Source organism: Stenotrophomonas sp. SY1, assembly GCF_021202945.1.
Taxonomy (GTDB): domain Bacteria; phylum Pseudomonadota; class Gammaproteobacteria; order Xanthomonadales; family Xanthomonadaceae; genus Stenotrophomonas.
Genome location: NZ_JAJOYR010000001.1, coordinates 2179535 through 2198679 on the forward strand (window position 1 = coordinate 2179535; position 19145 = coordinate 2198679).

Annotated in this window: 19 protein-coding genes and 1 tRNA gene; 15 read left to right on the top strand and 5 right to left on the bottom strand. The window is 63.2% G+C overall.

Features of this window, described 5'->3' with window-relative positions:
• The first annotated feature begins 46 nt into the window (after positions 1–46).
• The 6 genes from phaE (at position 47) to LR961_RS09260 (ending at position 5928) form a co-directional block, all read left to right on the top strand.
• Positions 47–1177 carry a class III poly(R)-hydroxyalkanoic acid synthase subunit PhaE gene (phaE, locus tag LR961_RS09235; protein WP_232148505.1) on the top strand — a complete coding sequence of 377 codons (1131 nt, stop codon included), beginning with the start codon at positions 47–49 and terminating at the stop codon, positions 1175–1177.
• On the top strand, positions 1174–2241 hold the full coding sequence (locus tag LR961_RS09240) for a class III poly(R)-hydroxyalkanoic acid synthase subunit PhaC (RefSeq protein ID WP_232148513.1): 1068 nt from the start codon (positions 1174–1176) through the stop codon (positions 2239–2241). The genes phaE and LR961_RS09240 overlap by 4 nt, the downstream gene beginning before the upstream one ends.
• Positions 2238–2612 (top strand): DUF5329 domain-containing protein, encoded by a 375-nt coding sequence (locus LR961_RS09245; RefSeq protein ID WP_232148514.1) that lies wholly within the window; start codon positions 2238–2240, stop codon positions 2610–2612. Before LR961_RS09240 ends, LR961_RS09245 begins: the two co-directional genes overlap by 4 nt.
• 60 nt (positions 2613–2672) lie before the next feature.
• On the top strand, positions 2673–3107 hold the full coding sequence (locus tag LR961_RS09250; protein WP_232148515.1) for a hypothetical protein: 435 nt from the start codon (positions 2673–2675) through the stop codon (positions 3105–3107).
• 130 nt (positions 3108–3237) lie between these two features.
• Entirely contained in the window at positions 3238–3453 is a 216-nt protein-coding gene (locus LR961_RS09255; protein ID WP_232148516.1) for a hypothetical protein, read from the top strand.
• A gap of 111 nt (positions 3454–3564) precedes the next feature.
• Positions 3565–5928: a Tex family protein gene (locus LR961_RS09260; protein WP_232148517.1), complete on the top strand. Its 2364-nt coding sequence runs from the start codon at positions 3565–3567 to the stop codon at positions 5926–5928.
• A 123-nt stretch (positions 5929–6051) separates the two neighbouring features.
• Here LR961_RS09260 and LR961_RS09265 read toward each other — a convergent pair whose 3' ends face one another.
• Positions 6052–6420 carry a response regulator gene (locus tag LR961_RS09265; RefSeq protein WP_232148518.1) on the bottom strand — a complete coding sequence of 123 codons (369 nt, stop codon included), beginning with the start codon at positions 6418–6420 and terminating at the stop codon, positions 6052–6054.
• A gap of 123 nt (positions 6421–6543) precedes the next feature.
• Between LR961_RS09265 and LR961_RS09270 the strand changes: the two genes are divergently transcribed.
• Positions 6544–6630 (top strand) — tRNA-Leu (locus LR961_RS09270).
• Here LR961_RS09270 and LR961_RS09275 read toward each other — a convergent pair.
• Complete coding sequence (locus tag LR961_RS09275; protein ID WP_232148520.1) at positions 6593–6913, bottom strand: hypothetical protein; 321 nt, start codon at positions 6911–6913, stop codon at positions 6593–6595. The genes LR961_RS09270 and LR961_RS09275 overlap by 38 nt on opposite strands.
• A gap of 395 nt (positions 6914–7308) precedes the next feature.
• Between LR961_RS09275 and LR961_RS09280 the strand changes: the two genes are divergently transcribed.
• Entirely contained in the window at positions 7309–7806 is a 498-nt protein-coding gene (locus tag LR961_RS09280; RefSeq protein WP_232148523.1) for a lipocalin family protein, read from the top strand.
• A gap of 267 nt (positions 7807–8073) precedes the next feature.
• Here LR961_RS09280 and LR961_RS09285 read toward each other — a convergent pair whose 3' ends face one another.
• The 3 genes from LR961_RS09285 to LR961_RS09295 form a co-directional block, all read right to left on the bottom strand.
• The gene (locus tag LR961_RS09285; protein ID WP_232148524.1) at positions 8074–8628 is read right to left on the bottom strand and encodes an N-acetyltransferase; all 555 of its coding nucleotides are present in this window, start codon (positions 8626–8628) and stop codon (positions 8074–8076) included.
• Positions 8629–8706: 78 nt separating this feature from the next.
• On the bottom strand, positions 8707–8964 hold the full coding sequence (locus LR961_RS09290) for a YjhX family toxin (protein ID WP_232148526.1): 258 nt from the start codon (positions 8962–8964) through the stop codon (positions 8707–8709).
• 348 nt (positions 8965–9312) lie between these two features.
• The gene (locus LR961_RS09295; RefSeq protein ID WP_232148527.1) at positions 9313–10830 is read right to left on the bottom strand and encodes an arylsulfatase; all 1518 of its coding nucleotides are present in this window, start codon (positions 10828–10830) and stop codon (positions 9313–9315) included.
• Positions 10831–11271: 441 nt separating this feature from the next.
• On the opposite strand from LR961_RS09295, the gene LR961_RS09300 reads away from it, so the two are divergent.
• The 7 genes from LR961_RS09300 (at position 11272) to LR961_RS09330 (ending at position 18857) form a co-directional block, all read left to right on the top strand.
• The gene (locus LR961_RS09300; RefSeq protein ID WP_232148528.1) at positions 11272–11718 is read left to right on the top strand and encodes a hypothetical protein; all 447 of its coding nucleotides are present in this window, start codon (positions 11272–11274) and stop codon (positions 11716–11718) included.
• Between the two features lie 361 nt (positions 11719–12079).
• Complete coding sequence (locus tag LR961_RS09305; RefSeq protein WP_232148529.1) at positions 12080–12349, top strand: DUF2798 domain-containing protein; 270 nt, start codon at positions 12080–12082, stop codon at positions 12347–12349.
• A 127-nt stretch (positions 12350–12476) separates the two neighbouring features.
• The gene (gene lexA, locus LR961_RS09310) at positions 12477–13079 is read left to right on the top strand and encodes a transcriptional repressor LexA (RefSeq protein WP_232148532.1); all 603 of its coding nucleotides are present in this window, start codon (positions 12477–12479) and stop codon (positions 13077–13079) included.
• 2 nt (positions 13080–13081) lie between these two features.
• A complete protein-coding gene (gene imuA, locus LR961_RS09315; protein WP_232148535.1) occupies positions 13082–13696 on the top strand; it encodes a translesion DNA synthesis-associated protein ImuA in 615 nt (204 codons plus the stop codon).
• A 9-nt stretch (positions 13697–13705) separates the two neighbouring features.
• A complete protein-coding gene (locus tag LR961_RS09320; RefSeq protein WP_232148536.1) occupies positions 13706–15124 on the top strand; it encodes a DNA polymerase Y family protein in 1419 nt (472 codons plus the stop codon).
• Entirely contained in the window at positions 15121–18354 is a 3234-nt protein-coding gene (locus LR961_RS09325) for an error-prone DNA polymerase (protein WP_232148538.1), read from the top strand. The genes LR961_RS09320 and LR961_RS09325 overlap by 4 nt, the downstream gene beginning before the upstream one ends.
• 227 nt (positions 18355–18581) lie before the next feature.
• Complete coding sequence (locus LR961_RS09330) at positions 18582–18857, top strand: hypothetical protein (protein WP_232148539.1); 276 nt, start codon at positions 18582–18584, stop codon at positions 18855–18857.
• Positions 18858–19145 lie beyond the last annotated feature (288 nt).

Below are 19145 nucleotides of genomic sequence, written 5' to 3' on the forward strand. Positions count from 1 at the left end.
TCCAGGCTGCATTGCTATCATCGCCACGCAACCGGGGAACTGTGCAATGAGTGGGTCAGGCAACAACGGCAACGAAGGTTTTGAAGCAGGCATGCGCCGCTACTGGGAGGCTTTGGCCCAAGGTATGCAGGGGCAGGGCGAAGGTGCGGCCGGCGATTTCCCCTGGCGCGAGAGCATCGAGAAGTGGACCCGCTTGGTCACCACCGATGCGCCTGCCGAAGTGCAGGACCTCGGTGCGCGCTTCCAGCACCAGGCCAGCGACTGGTTCAGCCTGATGCAGCAGGTGGCTGCCCGCTTTGCCGGGCGCGATACCAGTGCGGCGGAAGTGGCAGGCGCCTGGCGCGAGGCGGTGCAGGGGCAGGGTGAAGGCATGCTGCGTTGGATGCTGGGGGCGGCCCGTGGCGGCACTGCGCTCAACGACCAGCCGTGGATGCGCGATTTCGCCCGCACCATGCAGGCCGGGTTTGGCGGTGACGAATGGCTGCAGGCGCCGGCGTTCGGCCCGGCCCGTGAGCACCAGGCGCGCTGGCAGGCACTGCTGAAGATGCAGCGTGAATACCAGGGCCGTGCCGACGTCTACGTCGAAACCATCCGCAATGTCCTGGACGACGCATTCAAGCGTTTCGAGGCCAAGCTGGCCGAGCACGAAGTGCCCGGTGCGCAGCTGACCAGTGCGCGGGCGATGTTCGACCTGTGGATCGACGCGGCCGAGGAGGCCTACGCCAAGGTCGCGCTGTCGGACGAGTTCCAGCGTATCTATGCCGACCTGGCCAACGCACAGATGCGTCTGCGTGCAGCCTCCCAGCATGAGCTTGAGCGTGCCTGCGAAACGATGGGCATGCCGACCCGCACCGAGATGGATTCCGCGCACAAGCGCATCGCCGAACTGGAACGGCAGGTGCGGCGTTTGATCGCGGCTACTTCCAGCGCGGCGGCTGCGCAGGCGCCGAAGTCTGCTGCGCCGGCCAAGCGCGCGAGCGCAGCCAGTGCCACAACGCCGAAGACAGGATCAGCCAAGGGTACGAAGCCGAGGTCGACGCCCGCATCCAAGCCTGGTAAGCCTGCAGCCAAGGGCGCGGCCAAGAAAGTCGCGGCAAGGAAGCCCGTGGCGAAGAAGGCTGCCGCGAAGAAAGTGGCCGGGAAGAAGAACACCACCCGCCGCGGAGGCAAGGCATGAAGGGCCCGCTTGGATTCGGTGGTGACGATCTGCTGCAGGAAACCCTGCAGTGGCAGCGCAAGCTGCTGGACGGCCTGAAGCTGCTGCCCGGCGTCGAGGACGTGGATTACGGCGTCACCGCGCGCGAGGAAGTCTGGAGCGACGGCAAGGTCAAGCTGTACCGCTTTGTCAGTGATCAACCCAGCGCGGGCCAACCGCCGCTGCTGATCGTCTACGCGCTGGTCAACCGGCCGTACATGGTGGACCTGCAGGACGGCCGCTCGCTGGTGCAGAAGCTGCTGGCATTGGGCCAGGACGTCTACGTGCTGGACTGGGGCTACCCGGACCGCTCCGAACGCTACCTGACGCTGGAAGACTACCTGCTGCGTTACATCGACGGCGCGGTGGACCACCTCCGTGCGCAGCACGACGGCGTGCCGGTCAACCTGCTGGGCATCTGTCAGGGCGGCGTGTTCTCGCTGTGCTACGCGGCATTGCGCCCTGACAAGGTGCGCAACCTGATCGCCATGGTCACGCCGGTGGATTTCCAGACCCCGGACAACATGCTGTCGCATTGGGCGCGGCACGTGGACGTGGACCTGTTCGTCGACACGCTGGGCAACATCCCGGCCGACCTGATGAACGCCAGCTACCTGATGCTCAAGCCGTTCCGCCTCAACGTGCAGAAGTACGTGGGGCTGATGGACATCCTGGACGACAAACAGGCGCTGGAAGATTTCCTGCGCATGGAAAAGTGGATCTTCGATTCGCCCGACCTGGCCGGAGAAACCTTCCGTCAGTTCGTCAGGCAGTTCTACCAGGACAATGGCCTGATGCGCGGCAGCATCGTCATCGGCGATGAAGCGGTGGACCTGAAGCAACTGACCATGCCGGTGTTGAACATCTATGCCGAGCAGGACCACCTGGTGCCGCCTGCGGCGTCGCGGGCGATGGCGGGGCAGTTGGGTTCAACGGATTACACCGAGCTGAGTTTCCGTGGTGGGCATATCGGTATTTATGTTTCCGGACGCGCGCAGCGGGAAGTGCCCGGCGCGATCCACGAATGGTTGAGCAAGCGCATATGAATCGTTGTTTCAAGTTTCTCGCCGCCGTCGCATTGGCTACGGCAGCAGCCAGCGCCGTCGCTGCGCCCAGCCCGACCGCGCAGCGCGAGATCACCGGCTTGATGCAGGCATTGGAAACTTCCGGTTGCCGCTTCCAGCGCAATGGCAGCTGGCACGATGCGGCGCAGGCGCGCAGCCACCTGCAACGCAAGTACGACTATCTGCTCAAGCGCGACCTGGCTGATACCGCCGAACAGTTCATCGACCGTGCCGCCAGCCGCAGCAGCATCAGCGGCAAGGCCTATCGCGTGGCGTGTCCGGGCGCGGCCGAGCAGGACGCAGGGCCGTGGTTCCTGCGGCAACTGCGCAGCCTGCGCGAAAGCAGCAAGTGAACCTCGTCGCTGGCCGTGGCTGAAAGAGCGCCGCCGCCGGCTGCTACGCCGCGCACGCCGGTGAACCTGCGTATTGCGCAGCTGCTGGGTGCGCTGTGGACCTCGCCCAATACCTTGATCGGCCTGCTCATCGGCCTGGTTGGAATGACGGGCGGTGCGCGCATGTACTGGAGCAGGCGCGAGTACGCGCTGGTGTTTCGTCGCTGGCCATGGGGGCCGAGTGGTGCGATCACGCTGGGCATGGTGATCCTGCACAGCGGTGATGATCTTGAGGGTATGTGTCTGACCTATGAACACCGCGCAGGCCGTTGCCAGCATCCGCGCGTGCGTCTGGGCGATCACGAGCGCGCGCATGTGTTCCAGTACATGTTGCTGGGGCCGTTGTTCCTGCCGCTGTATCTGTTGTGCGGCGGTGTGAGTGCACGCAACCCATTGGAACGTGCTGCCGATCACTACGCGATGCATGGACGCGGCTGGTGGCCGTGGTGGAACTGAACCGGCATTCATGCGATGTCGCTATTTCGAAATGCTGCGGTCATGGCCCGCAAACCTTTTATGTACATCCTGGTAACACCCACCTGCGTATGGTGGCGTCGTTACAGCAACAACAGGAGTACGTACCACCATGGCAATTGTTCTTTATATCGGTGGAAGCAAGGACGGTGACAAGGGCGTGGTGCCCTACGGTTTCAGCAAGACCCGCGCGGACACGGAACATGGTCCGGAATTCTATGTAGAGCGGATGATGGAAATTGGTGGCAGGGCCCGGATGCGGGTGATGGTGCTGCAGGACCTGCGTGATGACATCGCCACTCAGCGGTTGAGCCACCATCTGGCCTGAACACGGAACGCGCGCCGGGCGACAGGTCCGGCGCGTGCTGTCAACGGCTTCCGCCAGGCGCGTTGCATTGCCAGAATGCGGATTCCCGTCATCGTGGCTACCGCACCCGGCATGCAAGATACCCAGCTCGCGCAGCAGATCGCGCAGACCATCGCCGTCGAAATCGGCGCACAGCCCGCACAGGCCAAGGCCGCCATCGCACTGCTGGACGAAGGTGCCAGCGTCCCGTTCATCGCCCGCTACCGCAAGGAAGTGACCGGTGGCCTGGACGACACCCAGTTGCGCAACCTTGAAGTCCGCCTGACCTATCTGCGTGAACTGGAAGATCGTCGCGCAGCGGTGCTGGCCAGCATTGCCGAGCAGGGCAAGCTCAGTGACGAGCTGCGCAATGACATTCTTGGTGCCGATACCAAGAGCCGGCTCGAAGATCTGTACCTGCCGTACAAGCCCAAGCGCCGCACCAAGGCACAGATCGCCCGTGAAGCCGGGCTCGAGCCGCTGGCCGATGGCCTGCTGGGCGACCCGACGCTGGACCCGCAGGCGTTCGCTGCCGACTTTGTCGATGCCGACAAGGGCGTGGCCGACAACAAGGCCGCGCTGGAAGGCGCGCGCGCGATCCTGATGGAGCGCTGGGGCGAGGACGCCGCGCTGGTGGGTGAGCTGCGTCAGTGGCTGGGCGAGGTCGGCGTGATTCGTGCGCGCGTGGCCGAAGGCAAGGAAAACGAAGGCACCAAGTACCGCGACTACTTTGACCACTCCGAGTCGCTGGCAAAGATTCCCTCGCACCGGCTGCTGGCGCTGTTCCGCGCGCGCCGCGAGGAAATCCTGTTCCTCGAACTGGACCCGGGCAGCGATGCCGAGGCTGGTCATCAGTACGGCGAAGGTCGCGTGGCGCGCAAGGCCGGTATCGCCGACAAGGGGCGCCCGGCCGACCGCTGGTTGCTGGACGCCTGTCGCCTGGCCTGGCGCGCCAAGCTGCACATGCACCTGCTGCTGGATCTGTTCAACCAGGCGCGCGAGAAGGCCGAGGCCGAAGCGATTGCCGTGTTCGGCGACAACCTCAAGGACCTGCTGCTGGCCGCGCCGGCCGGCCCCAAGAGCGTGCTGGGCCTGGACCCGGGCATCCGCACCGGCTGCAAGATCGCCGTGGTCGATGCCACCGGCAAGCTGGTCGCGACCGAGACCATCTACCCGCACGAGCCGCGCCGGCAGTGGGATCAGTCGTTGCAGACGATCAAGCAGCTGTGTAGCAAGCACAACGTCGAACTGATCGCGATCGGCAACGGCACCGCCAGCCGCGAAACCGACAAGCTGGCCGGTGAGGCCATCAAGCTGTGCAACAACCCGAAGCTGCAGAAGATCGTGGTCAGCGAAGCCGGCGCGTCGGTGTACTCGGCGTCCGAATTCGCAGCCAAGGAGTTTCCGGGGCTGGATGTCTCGCTGCGTGGCGCGGTTTCCATCGCCCGTCGCTTGCAGGACCCGCTGGCCGAACTGGTCAAGATCGATCCCAAGGCGATCGGCGTTGGCCAGTACCAGCACGACGTGGATCAGTACCGCCTGGCCAAGGCGCTGGATGCGCGCGTGGAGGACTGCGTGAACGCGGTGGGCGTGTTCGTCAACACCGCATCGGCGGCCTTGCTGACACGTGTGTCAGGCCTGTCGTCGACGGTGGCCGAGAACATCGTGCGTCACCGTGACGAGAACGGCCCGTTCAAGCGTCGCAAGGATTTGTTGAAAGTGGCGCGGCTGGGTGACAAGACGTTCGAGCAATGCGCCGGCTTCCTGCGCATTGCCGATGGTGACGAGCCGCTGGATGCTTCGGCGGTGCACCCGGAAGCCTATCCGGTGGTGGAGCGCATCGTCGCGGCGGCCGATCGGCCGATCAAGACACTGCTGGGCGACGGCAGCTACCTGCGCGGCTTGAAGGCCGAGCAGTTCACCGACGACAAGTTCGGCGTGCCGACCGTGCGCGACATCCTCAAGGAAATGGAAAAGCCTGGCCGCGATCCGCGCCCTGACTTCAAGGCGGTGCGTTTCGCCGACGGCGTGGAGGACATCAAGGACCTGCGCGAAGGCATGATCCTGGAAGGTGTGGTCAGCAACGTGGCCGCGTTTGGTGCCTTTGTTGATATCGGTGTACATCAGGACGGGTTGATCCACATCTCCGCCTTGTCGGACACCTTCGTCAAAGACCCGCGTGACGTGGTCAAGGCCGGCGACATCGTCAAGGTCAAGGTGCTGGAGGTGGATGTGCCACGCAAGCGCATCGCGCTGACCCGGCGTCTGGACGACAGCGCGCCGGCACCGAAGAAGCACGAACGCGAGGAGCGCCAGGCGGGGCAGGGCAATGGCCCGCGTCGTGATGGTGGTAACCGCGCTGGGCAGCGAAGCGGCGGCAATGCGAAGCCGGCAACGTCCGCGCCGCCGGCCAACAATGCTTTGGCAGATGCCTTCGCCCGCGCTCGCAAGGGTTGATCGACGGCACGGGTAGCGCCGAACCATGCTCGGCGACGCCTTGTCGGGAAGTTCTCCGCGCAGCCTGGCTGCGCGTCACGTAGCGCTGGGATTTCGTCCCGGCCTGCGAAGCTCGGGGGTGGCTCAGGCCACCGCCAGCGCCTGCTTCAAGGCATGGATCAGATCTTTGCTGGTGTAGGGCTTTGCCAGCTTGATGCCGGCGTTGAATACCTCGGGGAGTTGTGAGGTGTCCATGCCCGTGGCAACCAGGAAGGGGATGCCGCGGTGCTGCAGCAATGCGGCCACCGAAGTGCTGTTCTCGTTGCGAGCCAGCCAGTAGTCCAGAAACACCAGCTGCGGCTCATGGGCCTGGATCATCTCCAGCGCCTCGGCCACCGTAGGAGCGATGCCTTCCACGCGCATGCCTTCGCCTTCCAACTGCATCTGCAGCAGCATGGCGTTCAATTCGTCGTTCTCGACCACAAGAACCCGCATTCCCTGAAGCGAGGTCATTACCGCTTGCCCCAATCTGAAGTCCGCCGAGTATAGCCAGTCAGCGAAACGGACATTTCGGAAAAAAATTGCAAAGGGACCTGCCCAATCGCAGGAAGCTTCGTTATACTCCCGCTCCTGCCAGCCGAAGTGGCGGAATCGGTAGACGCAGCGGATTCAAAATCCGCCGCCCTTAAAAGCGTGTGGGTTCGAGTCCCACCTTCGGCACCAGAGAAAACAGGCACTTAGGTGCCTTTTTCTTTGCCCGGAATTTGAGTGTCCTGCTCCGCAGTGATGGGGGCGGTCGTCGATTCCACTTGGTCGGGGTTGCCTTGTCACCGGCCGATTCGGGCTTTCCGGTGGCCGGCTTGGCGCGCAGATCGCGGCGTTGGCCCCGGCCACGCCGGCCAAGCGGAAAGCTTCTGCGAAGCGTCGTGACCGCGCAGCCAGCCTGATCGTCTCCGCCGGCATCAAACACGGCCAGCGTGGCTGCGTAGCGGCGCAAGCGCTTCATTGTCCGAATTCCGACAAGCACCTGGGGCCGCTTGCCAATCACTGCAATGCTGACCTTGGCGCCTGTCCAGGCCTGCCTGAGTTGCAGGGAACGATCCTCAAGTGTGAGTTCGTTGAGCGCCAGGACACCACATGGCCGTTGATCTGTCGGTAAAGCAGGCCCAGGAAATCGGTCAATGTCCCAGACGGATGATGCTTTATCTGGTTTTACTGATCGTCCTTGAAGCGCACGATGCGAACAGAGCCCTTTCCCCCATTGAATTCTGTGCAGGGGGTTAACGAGCCAACCTGATCAAGAGAGCGAAGGGTGGATGTACTGGGCTTCTGACGCAGGGTTCACCACGTCTTAGCAGGGATGCCTGTTACATGGTCCTCTCATCCTGACCAGGGCTCGTCATGACTGAAGACATCGTTACAGTCCCCAATGTTGATCTTGAGCGCTACCTCGGACGCTGGTTTGAAATTGCGCGAAAGCCGATGCGGCATGAGGACGCGCACGCAAGCGACGTCGTTGCGGAGTATTCACTGAACAATGATGGATCAGTTCGAGTGCTCAACTCCTGTCTGAATGACAAAGGGGAGCCCGAGCAGTCAGAGGGAAGGGCAACAGCAGTTGACGGAAGCAACGCGAAGCTCGAAGTGAGCTTCTTGCCTCAGGGCTTGCAGTGGATACCTTTCACGAAAGGTGACTATTGGATCATCAGGCTTGATGACGACTACGCAACCGCCTTGGTCGGCGGGCCAGATCGGAAATACCTGTGGCTGCTCAGTCGCGATAGCAACTTGAATCGCGAGGTGGCACAGGATTGGCTGCGTTATGCAGAGAGCCAAGGCTACGACATCGCAGATGTGATATGGCCCAGGCAGTCAGGGAAGGTGCATGGCAAGCCCTGACGTGCAGTCGATAGTTCAATGGTTCGGGGCACGCTTCTTGTGGGGCCTTCCTTATCGATGATTTACATACAGCCATCGAGTTGGACGGCACCGCCAAACGAACGGGGTGCCGCCGTTAGATGGCAAATGGCTTGGATGCAAACAGAGCACTCTGGCTATGTTCAAGTTCTCACGCAACGTCCGCAACCGGCCAGAAGCAGGCGTCATCTCATTTCCGCCTAGGTCGGTGCGGGCCGCGCCTGCGGCCCGCACCGGGTTGGCTCTCGACTACTCCGATGCCAAGAATGCAGCGTGATACGACACCTCGGCGCGCGGGACATCGAACCCAAACGGTAGCGCCTGGAAGTATTCTGCGGGCACATCAGGCAAGGAAAAACCCGGCCACGTCTTGAAACCGAAGCGCGCGTAGTAGGCGGGATCCCCAAGTACGACGCAGCCTCTGCTTTGCAACTCCCGCATTCGGGCGAGCGCAGCGTGAACCAGTGCGGCCCCGACACCCTGCTTCTGCCAGCGCGGGTGCACCGACAAGGGGCCCAAGCCGTGCCAGCCCGACTCCTTCGTCGAGAGGCTGACGGGGGATATCGCGACATGGCCGATCAGCTCAAGGCCAGAGGTTGCGACGAGCGAGATCGACAGACGGTCTGCACGCCGCAGTGCGGCGACAATGAACTGCTCCGTGCCGCTCGAATGCACCAGGGGCGCGAAGGCCAGTTGTGTCAAGAGACCGATGGCATCGGCATCCGTTGCCACCTCTGTCCGAATGATTACGTCAGGATTCAGTACGACCTGCGGCTGGGTGCCAGCGGCATTATTTGATGTCATGGAAATGGTTTCCGAAAGTGGCCGCGGCGCCTGCGCTGATCGCGCATCATCACGCCGACATATGGCCGGAGATGATGGCTAACGGTTGTCGAGCTGCGGTCGAACCGCTTTAAGCCCCGCCGCGTTGATGCGATAGGGCTTGCCGGACATTGAGCTTATGAGGCGCTTGGACTTGAGCTTCTTGAAGACATCGAGCGTGCAGTCTGCGAGTACATAGCCATCGACCGTGCGGCATTCGACCGCTGCGATGCGACCTGACTCATTTCGACTGTGGACAATAGCCCCGCCCTTGGCGAGCACATGAAGTGCCCGCTGCTCCGATCTGGAGATGTTCATTAGTTGGAATCATCCGGAATAGGCAAAAACCGGCGGACACGTCGTGCCCACCTACGGATTCGCATATTGATAACCGCCCAACCAAAAACGGTCGGAGTGCGGTTATCGGATGGTTACAAGCTCCAACATGAAAACCTCTTCTGGACGCCCTGTGGGCTGTCGATCAGGAGGGATTAACACACACCACGCCGCGACCAGTCAACGGCACAGCGCGGTGCGTGGGACGCCCCACAGCCAGAGTCGGCCAGGTGCGGACGTTTGAAGCGCCAGACTTATGCCATGCCGCGAAGAGGCAGCAGCGGCTTAAAGGGAGGGCCGCCTCGTCGAAGCTGGCCCTCCTCCTTGGCATCAATTGGTCCGCATTGTCTCCAGCTCTTTCAGTCGCTTCATCGCGTCCTGTTGCTGCAGCAGACCATAGTTGATCCCACTGGGATTCAACGAGCTACCGACCTGGTACGGGTAATCACCGAAGTCCTGGAAGAAGGCCTTGATCTGCGCCTGGATGGGTACCAGCAGCCACATCTGCTGGCCGACGAATTGCATCGCGCCGCCCCCCTCCTCGATGCCGCGCTCGTAGGGGTCCATCCGCAGGTTGGTGATCGTCGCCCACGAAGTCACTTCGCGTTTTGCCGTGGCGATGTTGCCGTGGCTGGCCACGGCAAAACTCACCTTCCAGTCTGCATAGCGAACCGCATTGAGATTGCCGCCCTGGTCGAAGTAGTAAAGCGCCTGTCGCGGACCCTGCTCGGCTTTGCCCTTGAAATAGGGCCCAAAATCATAGCCGTCCAGGTGCACCTTGAAGGTCTTCCCGCCCGCCTTGTAGCCCTTCTTCATCTGGCCGACGACGTCATCCACACCTGCCGCTCCACACAAGGTCGGGAACCAGTCGATCAGCGAAATGATGTCGGTGTACGCGGTACCTGGTTCGATGACGCCAGGCCAACGAACCATCATGGGAATACGCATGCCACCTTCCCAAGTGGTGCCTTTCTCGCCGCGGAACGGCGTCATCGCACCGTCCGGCCACAACGCTATCTCGGCGCCGTTGTCGGTGGTGTATAGCACGATGGTGTTGTCGGCGATTCCCAGTTCGTCCAGTTGATCAAGCAACTGCCCGACGTGACCATCATGTTCCACCATGCCGTCAGCGTGCAGACCCTTGCCAGTGACACCGTCGGACTCGGGCTTGAGGTGGGTGAACACATGCATTCGGGTGGTGTTGAACCAGACGAAAAACGGTTTGTCTTCCTTGACGCTGTTGCCGATGAAGCCCTGTGCGGCTTCGAGGAACTCTTCATCCACGGTCGGCATCCGCGCCTTGTTCAGCGGCCCCGTGTCTTCGATCTTGCCGCCGGCCTTGGAGTGGATTACGCCGCGCGGGCCGTACTTCTTCTTGAACGCGGGATCCTTGGGATAGAAGTAGCCTTCGGGTTCTTCCTCGGCATTGAGGTGGTAGAGGTTGCCGAAGAACTCATCGAAACCATGATTGGTCGGCAGGTGCTGGTCCTGATCGCCCAGATGATTCTTGCCGAACTGGCCGGTGGCATACCCCGCGCCCTTGAGCACATCGGCAATCGTTGGCATCCAATCGGCGATGCCGTGCGGATCGCCGGGCATGCCGATGGTCAGCAATCCGGTACGGAACGGCTCCTGCCCCAGAATGAAGGATGCACGCCCTGCTGTGCAGCTCTGCTGCCCATAGGAGTCGGTGAACAACGCTCCCTCCTTGGCAATACGATCGATGTTGGGTGTCTGGTAGCCCATCAGTCCTCGGGTGTAGGCGCTGATCTGCGGGATACCGATATCGTCGCCAAAAATGACGAGGATATTGGGCTTCTTGTTCGGGGCAGCTTTGCTGTTTGCCATAACGTGCTCCAACGCTCTCGGGACATTGGGGGTGCTTTCATTCTTGACGGTAGGCCCTTCCGGGGCATCCGTAGTTTTCCGCTAGCCATATCAGTAGTTCTACCGCTCGCTTGGTCGCCATGCGGCCTCTTTAGGCTTGCCGGAGTGTTGATCTGCACGCACGTGGATCAATCAATTCGCAAGATCGTCAGTCAACGGGAGCCGGATGTACGTGCATGGATCCTGAGGCGGGGATTCGCTGAATACCCGCTTCGTGTCGCTTGCTGCCATGCCAACTGGTTGACGTTTAATATTCATGCGCTCAGGAAACGTGGCGAAGCAGCCTCAAAGTACCAAACAGGCCGGTAGCGGTGCCCGGTTGATAGTGATGAAAGAAAAATGCTCCGGGATGTCGAAATTCTTCGCTCTGGTTCGTCGAAGTAGTTCAACAAGGAGATTTTCATGGATCAGAACACCTTTCACTCCGAGCATCATCGTCGCCTGGATGTCCTCGCGGGCGCATGGCAGACGACCATCACCGCGCTGGAGCCCGATGGCAGTGCGGGAGCCGTATCCCAAGCGTCTGATATCTACACATGGATGCCCAATGGGCACTTTCTGATGCATGAGGTCGACGCCGCGATGGGGTCCGAGCGCGTCCAGTCGGTTGAGGTAATCGGGATCAATGCCGCATCCGGCGGATTCTTCAGCCGAAGCTACGATCCCGATGGCAGCACGAATGACTTCGTATCCAGGATCGACGGGCTTGAGTACACAATCAGTGGCGAGGTCCAGCGTTTCGCCGGACATTTCAGCGATGACGGCCTGAGGTTGACGGGTGAATGGATGCAGCTGATTGGCGGGAATTGGATGCCTTTTGTCCGCGTCGTACTTGAACGGAAAGTGTGAGACTTGCGGCGCCTGCGCTCGCTGGCTGTTGCCAGCCTTGGGCTGAAAGAGTCATGCAGACAACCTGCTCGGAAGGTCGGGGTGAAATGGCTGTCACGTGATGAGCGTTCAGCAGGGGCATTCGAACCTGTTGCGTGGTGATTCAATGCCGAGCGGCCGCGGTCATCGCGCGACAGGGAAGGGCGGGCGCTGTTGCCGGCGCGCCGCCTGTTTCCTATGATCGGCACCGTCACCGCAGCTTGTGCGGTTGGCCGTAAGCGTTCACGTCAACCAACGCGCCCATCAACTCCGGCACTGCCGGGGCTGGTCGCCTTCATCGGCGACAGGCGCCTTTGCTTGACCGGATCCAAGGAGATCGCATTTGAACGCTTCAAAGCAAACCCATCTGTTTTTTGGCATTCCCAAGCTGCCTGCGCGTTCTGCGGCGGTGGTGATGCCGTTGCTGCTGTCCATCCTGATGACATGCATCGTGTCGCTGATCAGTACCTTCAACAGCCTCGGGGCTACCCCGGGCTTCCTCGGTAAATGGCTGGGAGCGTGGGGCATCTCATGGCTGATCGCTTTCCCGGTCCTGTTGCTGGTGCTGCCCGTGGTGCGCCGGGTGACGGGGGCGCTGGTCCGCTCCGCTTAAGCCGCGCGGTTTGCAACGAACGGCCCGCTGCTGAACGGCGGGCCGTTTTCGTTGGTCCGAGTAAACCCGGGGGGCTTGTGCAATCAGTTCTTGGCAGGCGCTTGAGATTGGTGTACATATGTACACCATGTCCGAATTGTCCCCACAACGAGCTGCGGTGCTGGCCTTCCTGCGTGAGCGGGTGGGCCAGGGTGCGCCGCCCAGCCTGGCCGAAATCGCCGCGTGCTTTGGCTTTGCCTCGCGCAATGCAGCCCAGAAGCATGTGCAGGCGCTGGCCGAGGCCGGGCTGATCGAGCTGCGTAGCGGGCAGAAGCGGGGCATCGCCATTCCTGGCGTCGAGCCGGATGCGTTGCTGAGCCTGCCGGTGCTGGGCCGGGTGGCGGCGGGTTTGCCGATCGGGCCGGACATTGGCCTGGAGCGCCAGCTGCGGCTGGATCGCGGACTGTTTGCGTTGCGCCCGGATTACCTGCTGCAGGTGCAGGGCGACTCGATGATCGACGACGGCATCCTGGATGGCGATCTGGTGGGGGTGCATCGCAGCAGCGTGGCGCGCAATGGCCAGATCGTGGTGGCGCGTGTGGAGGATGAAATCACCATCAAGCGGCTGGAGCGCAGCGCATCGGGCATTCGTCTGTTGCCGCGTAATCCGGCGCATGCGCCGATCGTGGTGGCGGCCGATGCCGACTTCGCCATTGAAGGCATCTACTGCGGTTTGATCAGGCAGGGTTGAGCATGGGCGAGGTGCTGGCCCTGGATGAACTGATGGCAGCGCGCACGGTGTGGCGTGCCGGCCATGGCAGTGCGCTCAACCATGCCGGCGAACCCAGCGGACATGCGGCGCTGGATGCATTGCTGCCCACGGGCGGCTGGCCGCGCAAGGCGCTGACCGAACTGCTGCTGCCTGCCGACGGCGTGGGCGAAATTGCCTTGCTGATGCCGACCCTGGCGCGGATGACCGCCGCCGGCAACCGGGTGGTGCTGGTGGCGCCACCGTGGATTCCGTATGCGCCGGCCTGGCAGTCCGGCGGCGTGGAGCTTGCCGGGCTGGAAGTGGTGGAGGCCGAGCCCAAGGATGCGTTGTGGGCGTTTGAACAATGCCTGCGCAGTGGTGCGTGTTCGGCGGTATTGGGGTGGCCGAAGACCGCCGATGCGCGGGCGCTGCGGCGCCTGCAGGTGGCGGCGGACAGCGGTGATTGCTGCGGCTTTGCGCTGCGCGACCGGCGCCACGCGGTGAATGCATCACCGGCGGCACTGCGGTTGGAATACCTCCCCGCCGACGCGGCCTGGCAAGTGCGCAAATGCCGGGGCGGGCAGATTCCGTCGCAGCCGCTGCGGCTGGTGCAGTGAGCCGCACACATGCTCTGGGCCTGCATTCTATTGCCGCATCTGGCGCTGGACGCCGTCCTGCGGCGTCTGCCTGATCCCGAAGCGCCGCTGGCGCTGGTGGAAGGGCCGGCGCAGCTGCGGCGGCTGCATGCGGTGAACGAGACGGCCGCGCAGCATGGGCTGGTGCCGGGCATGCGGCTGTCGGCCGCGCATGCGCTGATGGCGCAGGTGAGAACCCTCGATTACGACGCACAGGCCGAGGCACATTGGCACCGCTTTTTGGCGGCGTGGGCGTACCGGCACAGCTCGCTGGTCAGCCAGCAATGGGCGCATGCCATCGTGCTGGAGGTGCAGGCCAGCTTCCAGTTGTTCGGGCCATGGCCGCGTTTTGAACGGCGGCTGCGCGAGGAGTTGAATGCGCTGGGTTTTCGTCATCGCATCGCGCTGGCGCCAACGCCGCGTGCGGCGCGGGTGCTGGTCGGCCTGCGCGATGGCCTGGCGATCACCCAACTGGCGCCGATGCGGGCCATGCTCGACAAGGTGCCGGTACGGCGCGCGGCCTTGCCCGATGATGCCGGCGAGCGCCTGCAACGCATGGGCATCGGCAGCCTGGCCGCGCTGCGTGCCTTGCCGGCCGATGGCGTGCGCCGCCGCTTTGGTGGTCCGCTGCTGGAACACCTGCGCAAGCTCTACGGCGAAACCGATGATCCGTTGACCTGCTACACGCCGCCGGATCATTTCGATGCGCGGGTGGAAATGGGCTACGAGGTGGAAACCCACACCGCGCTGCTGTTTCCGCTGCGGCGTCTGGTTGGCGACCTGTGCACCTATCTTTCCGTCCGCGACGGCGGTGTGCAGCGTTTCGTGGTGCGGCTGGAGCACGAGCAGGGGCACACCGATGTGGATGTGGGCCTGCTCGCGGCCGAGCGCTCGCCTTCGATGTTGTTCGAGCTGTCACGCAACCGTCTGGAGCGGGTGGAAATCCCGCAGCCGGTGGTGGCGTTGCGCTTGCTGGCCAAGCACCTGCCGCCGTTCGTGCCGGCCACGCGTGATCTGTTCGACCAACGCCCACAGCAGGCGATGGACTGGCCGCATCTGCGCGAACGCCTGCGTGCGCGCTTGGGCGATGACGCGGTCTACCGGCTGGCCACCGGTGATGATCCGCGCCCGGAACGCGCCTGGCGGCGGCTGACCGGTGATGCGGTATCGGCTGACATCGCCCCGCAACGGCCGCCGCGCCCCACCTGGTTGTTGCCGCAACCGGTGCCGATGCGCGACACACGTCTGCGCATCATCAGCGGCCCGGAGCGGCTGGAAAGCGGTTGGTGGGACGGTGATGACGCGCGTCGTGATTACTACGTAGTGGAAACCGTGCAGGGTCAGCGCGGCTGGGCGTTCGTGGCACCGGGTGAGCAGCAGGGCTGGATGCTGCATGGTTGGTTCGCATGAGCCGGGATGACTCGCCCAGTGGTGGCCCGTCGCGCAGCTGGAGCGTGGGCGCACGCCTGCATGCGGCGGCCAATGATGAGGTCGCCCACCATGACATCGACGGCAGTCCGGTCTATGCCGAGCTGCACTGCCTTTCGGATTTCTCGTTCCTGCGCGGCGCCTCCAGCGCCGAGAAGTTGTTCGCGCGCGCGCGCGACTGCGGTTATGACGCATTGGCGATCACCGATGAGTGTTCGCTGGCCGGCATCGTGCGTGGCTGGGAGGCGGCCAAGGCCACCGGTCTGAAGTTGATCGTCGGCAGCGAATTCACCCTGGTGGATGGCCTGAAACTGGTGCTGCTGGTGGAAGACAGTCACGGGTACCAGCAGCTGTGCACGTTGATCACCACCGCACGCCGGGCGGCCGGCAAGGGTGACTACCGGCTGAGCCGGGCGGATATGGAACGCGTCCTGCGGGACCAGCCGCTCGGTCTGTTCGCGCTCTGGGTGCCGGCAAACGTGCCGGATGCGGGGCAGGGCGAGTGGCTGAAGACGCTGTTTGGTGAGCGCGCCTGGCTGGCGGTGGAGCTGCACCGGCACTGCGATGACGCCGCCCGCCTGACGCAGTTGCTGGCCTTGGCGCGACAACTGGGAATGGCTGCACTGGCCAGTGGCGACGTGCACATGGCCACGCGCCGCGAACGCGTCATGCAGGACACGATCACCGCCATCCGCCACAACCTGCCGCTGGCCGAAGCGGGCGCCCATCTGTTCCGCAATGGCGAACATCATCTGCGTGCGCGACGGACGCTGGGCAACATCTACCCGGCCGCGCTGTTGCATGCGACGATGCAACTGGCCGGCCGCTGCCGGTTCGATCTCAAGCGCGACCTGCATTACCAATATCCGGCCGAACTGATTCCGGACGGACATACGCCGGCAAGCTACCTGCGCGAACTGACCGAGGCCGGTATCGCCGAACGCTGGAACGAAACCAGGCCGATGCCGGACAAGGTGCGTGAGGATATCGAGGAAGAGCTGGAGCTGATTGCCGAGCTCAAGTACGAACCGTTTTTCCTGACCGTGCATGACATCGTGCGCTTCGCGCGCTCGCGCAACATCCTGTGCCAGGGGCGCGGCTCTTCGGCCAACTCGGCGGTGTGCTACGCGCTGGGCATCACGGCGGTGGACCCGGGCGAGAACAAACTGCTGATTTCCCGCTTCCTTTCCAAGGCGCGCGATGAGCCGCCGGATATCGACGTGGACTTCGAGCACGAGCGGCGCGAGGAAGTGCTGCAGTACGTCTACAACAAGTACGGACGCGCCCGTGCGGCGCTGGCCGCCACGGTCATCAGCTATCGCGGCAAGAGCGCGGTGCGTGACGTGGCGCGGGTATTCGGCCTGCCGCCGGATCAGATCAGCCTGCTGTCCAACTGTTATGGCTGGGGCAACGGCGAAACGCCGATGGAGCAACGCATCAGCGAGGCCGGGTTTGATCTGGAAAATCCGCTGATCGCACGTGTGCTGGCCGTCACCGAGATGCTGCGTGGCCACCCGCGCCACCTGTCGCAGCACGTGGGTGGGTTTGTGATCTCCGATACGGCGCTGTCCAGCGTGGTGCCGGTGGAGAACGCGGCCATGGCCGACCGCACCATCATCCAATGGGACAAGGACGACCTGGAAAGCATGCGCCTGCTCAAGGTCGATTGCCTGGCGCTGGGCATGCTCACCTGCCTGCGCAAGACGATGGATCTGGTGCGCGAGCATCGGGGCCGTGACTTCGAACTGGCCACCATTCCGTCCGAGGATCAGCAGACCTACGCGATGATCCAGCGCGCCGACACCATCGGCGTGTTCCAGATCGAGTCGCGCGCGCAGATGGCGATGCTGCCGCGGCTGAAACCGGCGACGTTCTACGACCTGGTGATCGAAGTGGCGATCGTGCGTCCCGGCCCGATCCAGGGCGACATGGTGCATCCGTACCTGCGCCGTCGCCAGGGGCTGGAGCCGGTGACGTATCCGTCCGAAGGGGTGAAGGACATCCTCGGCAAGACGCTGGGCATCCCGTTGTTCCAGGAGCAGGTGATGGAGCTGGTGATGCATGCCGGCTACTCGGCGGATGAAGCCGATGGACTGCGTCGTTCGATGGCGGCGTGGCGGCGTGGCGGCGACATGGAGCCACACCGAAAGAAAATCCGGGAATTGATGGAAGACAAGAACTATTCCTCCGAGTTCATCGACCAGATCTTCGAGCAGATCAAAGGCTTCGGCTCGTATGGTTTTCCGCAGAGCCATGCGGCCTCGTTCGCCAAGCTGGTCTACGCAAGCTGCTGGTTGAAGCGACACGAACCGGCAGCCTTTGCCTGCGGCCTGCTCAATGCGCAGCCGATGGGTTTCTACTCGGCCAGCCAGATCGTGCAGGATGCGCGGCGCGGCTGTGCGGAGCGCTTGCCCGTGGAGGTGCGGCCGGTGGATGTGATGTGCAGTGATTGGGACAACCTGTTGGAAGGCGGGCGTGCATGGCGCAGTGAAGCCGATCCGGGCGAGCAGCCAGCGTTGCGGTTGGGCCTGCGCCAGGTGGCGGGGTTTTCGGAAGCTGCCGCCACGGCATTGATGCAGGCCCGCAGCCAGCGTCCTTTCAGCAGCGTGGCTGACCTGTGCCTGCGTGCCGGACTGGATGCAAAGGCGCGCGAAGCCCTGGCCGAAGCTGGAGCGTTGCAGTCGCTGGTGGGCAACCGCAATGCCGCCCGCTGGGCGGTGGCGGGCGTGGAGCGACGGCGGCCATTGCTGCCGGGCAGCCCGGAAGAAACCGCAGTGGAACTGCCGGCGGCCGATGAAGGGCAGGAGATCCTCTCCGACTACCAGAGCACCGGGCTCAGCCTGGGCCGGCACCCGATGGCGCTGCTACGCGAACAGATGGGGCAGCGACGAATCATGGGCCTGGACGCGCTGCGCAAGCGTCCGCATGGCAGTGGCGCGCACGTGGCCGGGCTGGTTACGCAGCGGCAGCGGCCGGGCACGGCGAAGGGCACCATCTTTGTCACGCTGGAGGATGAGAGCGGGATGATCAACGTCATCGTCTGGCCGCACGTGGCATTGCGCCGACGGCGGGCATTGCTGGAGTCGCGATTGATGGCCGTGCGCGGGCGCTGGGAGCGCGTGGACGGGGTTGAACACCTGATCGCCGGCGACCTGTACGACCTGAGCGAACTGCTGGGCGAGTTGCAGGTGGAGTCGCGGGATTTTCATTGAGCCATTGTTCGCACGCCAACGCTTTTGTAGGAGCGGCGTAAGCCGCGAAGCTCGGGGCATCTCTCTGCCGAATTGATTGCAATTGCAGTCAATTCGTCAGCCCTTGCCCCATCAGCTTCGCGGCTTACGCCGCCCCTACAGGAAGAGGTGAGACGCTGCGGATCAAATGGGCTGGCTATTTGTGATGCATCACATTAATTTGCGCGCAGTGCGGAAGGACGGATGACATGCAGGACGAAAAAGCGCCGGAGACGGCGGAGACAGAAGCACCACGCAAACGTGGCCGGCCCAGGATCTACAAGGAGCCACTCTCACAGGCCGAGCGTGCGCGCCGTTATCGGACCAAACGCGCCAATGATTTCAGCCCGCCCGCGGAAATGCGGGATTCCGGCTTGATCGATGCGCTGCGCTGGTGCATCAACAATCAGCATGAAGCGGTGGATCTGTACCTGGAAGAGTTGGTACGCCGCTTCCACAGCAAGGGGGGCGATGCGTTGAAGTGATGCGTGCAGGCGCAGGGTTCTGCACGAGCGGCTCAAGCCGTGAAGCTGATGAAGCCGCAGCTGTTGGCTTTGCTGCAAACGCAGACGACTTTTTCATCGGGGCCTGGTTGGTTTCATGGCTTACGCCGCTCCTGCAACAGCAAGGCGCTGATGCCTCAAGGCCTTGGCCGCAGGTGCCGTTTCCGTAGCGCCACCCACTCCAGCCTCACATCGGAGTGCCTACCCTGAAGTTGACCGTGTTGGTTATCGGGCGCAAGCTCGCCAGCACGCATTGGTTCCACTCAAACG

Bases quoted from the DNA above. Each gene is read 5' to 3' on its own strand.
- LR961_RS09280 (WP_232148523.1), top strand. From the start codon at position 7,309: ATGACTGAAGACATCGTTACAGTCCCCAATGTTGATCTTGAGCGCTAC.
- phaE (WP_232148505.1), top strand. From the start codon at position 47: ATGAGTGGGTCAGGCAACAACGGCAACGAAGGTTTTGAAGCAGGCATG.
- LR961_RS09265 (WP_232148518.1), bottom strand. From the start codon at position 6,420: ATGACCTCGCTTCAGGGAATGCGGGTTCTTGTGGTCGAGAACGACGAA.
- LR961_RS09240 (WP_232148513.1), top strand. From the start codon at position 1,174: ATGAAGGGCCCGCTTGGATTCGGTGGTGACGATCTGCTGCAGGAAACC.
- LR961_RS09285 (WP_232148524.1), bottom strand. From the start codon at position 8,628: ATGACATCAAATAATGCCGCTGGCACCCAGCCGCAGGTCGTACTGAAT.
- LR961_RS09300 (WP_232148528.1), top strand. From the start codon at position 11,272: ATGGATCAGAACACCTTTCACTCCGAGCATCATCGTCGCCTGGATGTC.
- LR961_RS09275 (WP_232148520.1), bottom strand. From the start codon at position 6,913: ATGAAGCGCTTGCGCCGCTACGCAGCCACGCTGGCCGTGTTTGATGCC.
- LR961_RS09290 (WP_232148526.1), bottom strand. From the start codon at position 8,964: ATGAACATCTCCAGATCGGAGCAGCGGGCACTTCATGTGCTCGCCAAG.
- LR961_RS09320 (WP_232148536.1), top strand. From the start codon at position 13,706: ATGCTCTGGGCCTGCATTCTATTGCCGCATCTGGCGCTGGACGCCGTC.
- LR961_RS09255 (WP_232148516.1), top strand. From the start codon at position 3,238: ATGGCAATTGTTCTTTATATCGGTGGAAGCAAGGACGGTGACAAGGGC.
- LR961_RS09325 (WP_232148538.1), top strand. From the start codon at position 15,121: ATGAGCCGGGATGACTCGCCCAGTGGTGGCCCGTCGCGCAGCTGGAGC.
- imuA (WP_232148535.1), top strand. From the start codon at position 13,082: ATGGGCGAGGTGCTGGCCCTGGATGAACTGATGGCAGCGCGCACGGTG.
- lexA (WP_232148532.1), top strand. From the start codon at position 12,477: ATGTCCGAATTGTCCCCACAACGAGCTGCGGTGCTGGCCTTCCTGCGT.
- LR961_RS09260 (WP_232148517.1), top strand. From the start codon at position 3,565: ATGCAAGATACCCAGCTCGCGCAGCAGATCGCGCAGACCATCGCCGTC.
- LR961_RS09245 (WP_232148514.1), top strand. From the start codon at position 2,238: ATGAATCGTTGTTTCAAGTTTCTCGCCGCCGTCGCATTGGCTACGGCA.
- LR961_RS09330 (WP_232148539.1), top strand. From the start codon at position 18,582: ATGCAGGACGAAAAAGCGCCGGAGACGGCGGAGACAGAAGCACCACGC.
- LR961_RS09295 (WP_232148527.1), bottom strand. From the start codon at position 10,830: ATGGCAAACAGCAAAGCTGCCCCGAACAAGAAGCCCAATATCCTCGTC.